The sequence below is a fragment of the Fulvivirga aurantia genome, from assembly GCF_009711475.1.
Classification (GTDB): Bacteria; Bacteroidota; Bacteroidia; order Cytophagales; family Cyclobacteriaceae; genus Fulvivirga; species Fulvivirga aurantia.
In genome coordinates this window covers 1-6,022 of sequence record NZ_SMMD01000706.1, presented here as the reverse complement: position 1 = coordinate 6,022, position 6,022 = coordinate 1, and the positions used below count along the sequence as shown (strand labels likewise).

Genomic DNA, 6,022 nt, shown 5'->3' with positions numbered 1-6,022 from the left:
AGACCTCACGCCACCTGATCTACCTCAAAAACTCGGGGATTCTCAACACCAAAAAACATGACCAATGGGTCTTTTATTATCTCAAAGATGAGGTTTATGAGATCATCAGTCAGATCTACAAATTTTTGGAAAAAGACCAGACGCTGCGTAATGATTTTGACACCTATAAAACAATGTATACCAACCGTGAGTTAGCTATAAACAAATTAGAATCTAAAAACTGGCAAAAATAGTATGCAGCGATATGAGGTCATTTTCTTCGATCTGGATCACACGCTCTGGGATTACGACAAAAATTCTGTAGAAGCGCTTTCAGACTTATATATAAAGTATGGCTTGAATGACTACAAGGATGTATCGCTTGACCTTTTCTTAAATACTTTCACGCAAGTAAACGAGAAACTTTGGAGCAACTACAATAAAGGTCATGTTGATCGCGAGCATATAAGAAACACGAGGTTTGATAGTATCTTAAAGAACCTGGGCATCAAAAACCGTAGTTTTTCTACAGATATGTCTGTTGAGTATATCAAGGAATGCCCTCAAAAAACTAACCTCTTTCCTTATACATTGGATGTTTTAGATTATCTACAGCAAAAATACAGGCTGTTTATTCTTACCAACGGCTTTGATGATGTCCAGCAGATAAAAATCACAAAATCTAATCTGAAACCTTACTTCAAAGGGATGATCACTTCAGATGGGTCTGGTCATAGAAAACCATCAAAAGAGATATTTGAATACGCCCTGGGTCATGCCAGTGCCAAGAGTGACAAAAGCTTGATGATTGGCGATAATTTAAGTGCCGATGTAAAAGGAGCTATAAACGCCTCAATCGATGCAGTTTATTTCAACCCCCACAAAAGGGCGCACAAGGCCACAATCAACTACGAGATTAACTGCCTGAGCCAATTGATGGATATCCTCTAAGGTATTTGCAAGTGTATTAGCTAAATTTGCAGTCCGAAAGCAAGATTTTTAACAAATAACCCATTAAATCATATGCCAAAAGGAATATATACGGTGCCAACACCGAAAAACGAACCGGTAAAATCATATGCCCCGGGATCACCAGAAAAAATTGAGTTAAAAAAGACACTCAAAGAATTTCGCTCACAAGAGATGGATGTACCAATGTACATCGGTAGCGATGAGGTAAGAACAGGTAATAAAATACCTATGAATCCTCCGCATGACCACCAGCATGTGCTTGGTCATTTTCACGAAGGTGACAGCTCACATGTAGAGCAGGCGGTAAAAGCTGCACTTGGTGCTAAAGAAGCGTGGGCTTCTATGAGCTGGGAGCATAGGGCAAGTATTTTCCTTAGAGCAGCTGAACTTTTGGCTGGTCCTTACAGATCAAAAATCAATGCTTCTACGATGCTAGGGCAATCAAAAAACTGCTATCAGGCAGAGATCGATGCTGCGTGTGAGTTTATAGATTTTCTAAGATTCAACGTGCATTACATGACTCAGATTTATGCTGAGCAACCAGAATCTTCACCTGGTATATGGAACCGCATGGAGCACAGACCGCTAGAAGGTTTTGTGTTTGCCATCACTCCTTTCAACTTTACTTCTATAGCGGGTAACCTTCCGATCGCGCCTGCACTTATGGGCAACACTGCGATATGGAAGCCTGCTTATACTCAGGTTTACTCTGCAAACATCATCATGCAGGTTTTGAAAGAGGCAGGATTACCAGACGGTGTAATCAACCTTATTTATGTAGATGGGCCGGTTGCCGGAGATGTTATTTTTAACCATGCAGATTTTGCCGGACTTCACTTTACAGGAAGTACTGGTGTATTCAGAAACCTTTGGAAAACCATTGGACAGAATGTAGATAAATACAAAACTTACCCTAGAGTGGTTGGAGAAACTGGTGGTAAAGACTTTATCGTGGCACATAAGTCAGCTAATGCTAAGCAATTAGCAACGGCAATTTCACGAGGTGCATTTGAGTTCCAGGGTCAGAAATGTTCTGCAGCTTCTAGAGTGTACGTGCCTTCAAATCTATGGGATGAAGTGAAAGAAAACGTTGTGGCAGATCTTAAGGATATGAAAATGGGCGATCCTGAAGATTTCACAAACTTTATAAATGCTGTAATTGATGAGCGTGCCTTTGATAAAATTGCCGACTACATCGATAAGGTAAAGGCTGATGACATGACCGAGGTTATCGCTGGTGGAAACTATGATAAGTCAAAAGGATATTTCATCGAACCAACAGTGGTTGTAACTAAAGACCCTCAGTCGCTTACCATGTGTGAGGAGATTTTTGGCCCTGTGGTTACTATTTATGTGTATCAGGCAGAAAGATTTGAAGAAACGCTTGAGTTGGTAAATACAACTTCTCCTTATGCACTTACAGGAGCCATCTTCTCAACTGATAGATATGCAGCAGAAATGGCTACTAAGAAATTAGTAAATGCCGCTGGTAACTTCTACATCAACGATAAGCCTACAGGCGCAGTAGTTGGTCAGCAGCCGTTTGGTGGCTCGAGAGCATCAGGTACTAACGATAAGGCAGGTTCTGTACTTAACCTTCTTAGATGGGTTTCTCCGAGAACGATCAAAGAAACTTTTGTACCGCCAGTTGACTACAAATACCCTTTCTTAGAAGAAGAATAGGACATTGATCATATTTATATGATGAGGCTGCCTCAAAAGTAGTGTCGTCATGAAGAACGCAGTGAAGAATCCCTAAAATCTGGATTCAAATGGAAAAAAAGACTCCACGCTTCGCTCTGAGTGACGGTGTTAAAGACTTTTGAGACAGCCTCTTTTTTTTTAATAGTATGCATAACGCGTTGTCGTGTAATTTTTTCTACAAATTATGATTTATTAATTATGATTTATCAGCAATTATTACAACCTTGTATGTTGGAAGAGAATGAGGGGAAGCCAAAAACTTGTAAACCAAAACCAACTAAATGTCACTATTTTCTCTCTCAAGAGTTGATAAACTGCGTAATCAGCATAAAAAATCAGATCAAGACATTATAAATATCAAGTTTCCTTCGGAGCTTAAACCGCAGGAATTATTGATTTACATTGTTGAAGATGATCCTTCCTTCCTTCAGCAATTAAACACACATTTCTCTAAACTAAAACTCGAGGTAAATCAAACCAAGTATAGATTTAAGGTAAAAAACTATACCACAGGCACCAGCTGCCTCAAAGACCTAAAACATAATCCCGATCTTATTTTTCTTAATTTCTTCCTTAATAAAGGCGTTTCTCACACCATATCTGGTCGAGAAACTTTTGATCAGATCATGGATGCCAATCCAAACCAGAAAGTCATAATCCTCAATGAGCTAGAAGTAAAATTGCGAGGCGCTTTTGTAGAAAATGGACTGCGAGACTATATAATAAAAGACGAAAAGGGTCTGGAAGAGCTCAATACAATCATTACTGACATCCTTTCTTAGTTTTCTAATTTAAAGCTCAAAATAAAAATTTAGTAATATAAATGTAGCTAACTACATATTTTACCTATATTTGTGTAGCTAACTACATAAGTTGAAATGACAGACGATTTTTTAAAGCAACTGGGCCACCTGGCCCTAGCCTCCAGACTTAAACGCATCAGCGACAAGATGATTCACAGTGGGCGGGAGATGTACAAGCACCTCGGCCTAGACATTGAACCCAACTGGTATCTGGTTTTCAAACTTCTAAAAGAAGAAAAGGAGTTGTCGGTGACTGAAATATCAGCAGCACTTCAAATGTCACACCCCAGCATTATCAGTATTATCAACAAAATGATTAAAAGTGGATACCTCAACTCTCGAAAATGCCAGGACGATGGCCGCAAGCAATTATTGAGTCTTTCTGACAAGACTAAAAATGTATACCCTCAGCTAGAAAAAATATGGACTGCAGGTACGCAAGGCGTAGCACAAATGGTTGGTGAAACTGACTTGCTAGAGCTACTTGACATGATTGAAGCCCGACTTGACCAAAAAAGTTTTATGGAAATGACATTAGAAAATATAGAAAGCAATGGACAATAATTTTACACTCGACTATAGCGATCAGGAGTTTGAAGCCCTTCTTGATCAGGCCAAAGAAATTATTTTAGACAGATATCAAAATCTTGATGATAAACCTGCCTATGGTGGCAACACTCCCGAAGTAATAAAAGCATGGCTTAATGAGCCTTTGCCGGCCAAAGGCCAGGATAAAAAAGAACTGCTTAATTGGGTGAAAGAAAAAGTACTCGACACGGCCACCATGAACATCGGTCCCAATTTATATGCCTATGTATTGGCAGGTGGTACTCACATGTCAATCGCGGCAGAAATGCTGGCCACTTCTATAAATCAAAATGTGGGTAAATGGCACCTAGCCCCTGTTATTTCAGAAATGGAAAAGCGAGTTGTGCAATGGGGAGCCGAATTTATGGGTTATGGTAGCGATGTAGGTGGCGTATTGGTGAGTGGAGGCTCTGCAGCAAACCTAACAGGCCTTACTGTCGCGCGGAATGTGTATTTCGAAAAAGAAGATATAAGAAACAAAGGTCTATTTGGTTTCAAACCATTTATCGTTTACGCTTCTGATGAAGTACACGGGTGTGTGGACAAGAGTATAGAATTACTTGGTATTGGTATGAATCAATATCGCAAAATACCTACCGACCACAATTGCATCATCGATCTAAAAGCATTGAAACAGCAGATAGAGCAAGACATCGCAGATGGTTATCAACCGTTTTGCCTGATTGGAAATGCAGGCACCGTGAATACAGGTGCTATCGATCCTCTGGATACTTTGGCAGACATAGCCAAAGACCATAACATGTGGTACCATATCGATGGAGCCTACGGTGGCTTAGCTGGTGGTCTTCACGGACTATCAGAAAAATTTAAAGGGATTGAGCGTGCTGACTCCGTGGCTGTTGATTTTCACAAATGGCTTTATCAACCCCTTGAGGCAGGCTGTACGCTTGTGAAAAATTGGAAAAAACTCAATCAGACTTTTTATAAAAAAGCCGCTTACCTCGACACAGACACCAAAGATGATGGCCGTTTTGACTTTAACGAACATCACTTCCAACTCTCAAGAAATGCCAAGGCGCTTAAAGTATGGATGAGCTTTAAGGCCTATGGTGCTGACGCTTTTAAGCAAGCCATTCAAAAAGATATCGATTTGGCAAAATACCTGGCTGACGAAGTAGAAAAGCATGATGCGTTTGAGTTGTGCAACAACCCAGACCTATCGGTGACATGCTTTAGATATCTCGGCACCGACACTTCTCTTAAAACTGATAAAGCCTATATTGACAAGCTGAATAAGGCCATAATTCCCGCACTGGAAAAAGATGCTCGTGTGTTTATTACAGGCACCACTTTACATCAAAGACCGGTCATAAGAGCGTGTATGATAAACCACCGCATTCAGAAATCTCACATGGATCGTCTGCTCAAGGTAATCAGTGAAGTTGGCGCTGATCTGGAGAAGCAAATGCAACCATTGACTAAGGACGACAATGGATGATTTAAAAATATCTAAACCCAATCCTTCTGATCATGAAGCAATCTGGGAAATTATAAAAGTAGTGATTGCCACTGGCGATACCTATGTTTTTAATCCAGAGAGTTCTAAAGAAGATATGTTGAGCTATTGGTGTGGCAAAAACAAACACTGTCATGTGGCTAAGCTCGGCCAGAAGGTAGTAGCTACTTTTATCATTAAAGATAATCAGCCCGGCTTAGGCTCACACATTGCCAATGCCTCATATATGGTACACCCTGACTTTAGAGGCAGAGGAATTGGTCATAAGATTTGTAAAGCTTCACTTGACATAGCCAGAGACCTTGGTTACGAGGCCATGCAATTTAATATCGTAGTAAAATCCAATACGGCCGGAGTTAATTTGTGGCAAAAATTAGGCTTCAGCATAGTAGGAGAAATACCCAATGCTTTTAAACATGTGCAATTGGGGTTGGTAAATGCCTATGTGATGTATCGTAGCCTATAAAAAGATGGCCGGACGAGAAAAACAGCAGAGTTA

General features: G+C 40.2%; 6 protein-coding genes and 1 pseudogene. All 7 read left to right on the top strand.

Annotated features, from left to right (window positions below; all coding sequences use genetic code 11):
- A pseudogene (locus tag E1176_RS20600) lies at positions 1–233 on the top strand (transcriptional regulator); the annotation flags it as partial.
- Position 234: 1 nt separating this feature from the next.
- The gene (locus E1176_RS07785) at positions 235–930 is read left to right on the top strand and encodes a YjjG family noncanonical pyrimidine nucleotidase (protein ID WP_155210049.1); all 696 of its coding nucleotides are present in this window, start codon (positions 235–237) and stop codon (positions 928–930) included.
- A 72-nt stretch (positions 931–1,002) separates the two neighbouring features.
- Positions 1,003–2,634 (top strand): L-glutamate gamma-semialdehyde dehydrogenase, encoded by a 1,632-nt coding sequence (pruA, locus tag E1176_RS07780; RefSeq protein ID WP_155210048.1) that lies wholly within the window; start codon positions 1,003–1,005, stop codon positions 2,632–2,634.
- Positions 2,635–2,936: 302 nt separating this feature from the next.
- A complete protein-coding gene (locus tag E1176_RS07775; protein ID WP_155210047.1) occupies positions 2,937–3,437 on the top strand; it encodes a response regulator in 501 nt (166 codons plus the stop codon).
- A 96-nt stretch (positions 3,438–3,533) separates the two neighbouring features.
- Positions 3,534–4,022 (top strand): MarR family winged helix-turn-helix transcriptional regulator, encoded by a 489-nt coding sequence (locus tag E1176_RS07770; protein ID WP_155210046.1) that lies wholly within the window; start codon positions 3,534–3,536, stop codon positions 4,020–4,022.
- Positions 4,012–5,505 (top strand): pyridoxal phosphate-dependent decarboxylase family protein, encoded by a 1,494-nt coding sequence (locus tag E1176_RS07765; protein WP_155210045.1) that lies wholly within the window; start codon positions 4,012–4,014, stop codon positions 5,503–5,505. Before E1176_RS07770 ends, E1176_RS07765 begins: the two co-directional genes overlap by 11 nt.
- Positions 5,498–5,989, top strand: coding sequence for a GNAT family N-acetyltransferase (locus E1176_RS07760; RefSeq protein ID WP_155210044.1), 492 nt, complete (start codon positions 5,498–5,500; stop codon positions 5,987–5,989). Before E1176_RS07765 ends, E1176_RS07760 begins: the two co-directional genes overlap by 8 nt.
- The last annotated feature ends 33 nt before the right edge of the window (positions 5,990–6,022 follow it).

Coding starts and splice junctions, on each gene's coding strand:
- E1176_RS07785 (WP_155210049.1), top strand. CDS start 235: ATGCAGCGATATGAGGTCATTTTCTTCGATCTGGATCACACGCTCTGG.
- pruA (WP_155210048.1), top strand. CDS start 1,003: ATGCCAAAAGGAATATATACGGTGCCAACACCGAAAAACGAACCGGTA.
- E1176_RS07775 (WP_155210047.1), top strand. CDS start 2,937: ATGTCACTATTTTCTCTCTCAAGAGTTGATAAACTGCGTAATCAGCAT.
- E1176_RS07770 (WP_155210046.1), top strand. CDS start 3,534: ATGACAGACGATTTTTTAAAGCAACTGGGCCACCTGGCCCTAGCCTCC.
- E1176_RS07765 (WP_155210045.1), top strand. CDS start 4,012: ATGGACAATAATTTTACACTCGACTATAGCGATCAGGAGTTTGAAGCC.
- E1176_RS07760 (WP_155210044.1), top strand. CDS start 5,498: ATGGATGATTTAAAAATATCTAAACCCAATCCTTCTGATCATGAAGCA.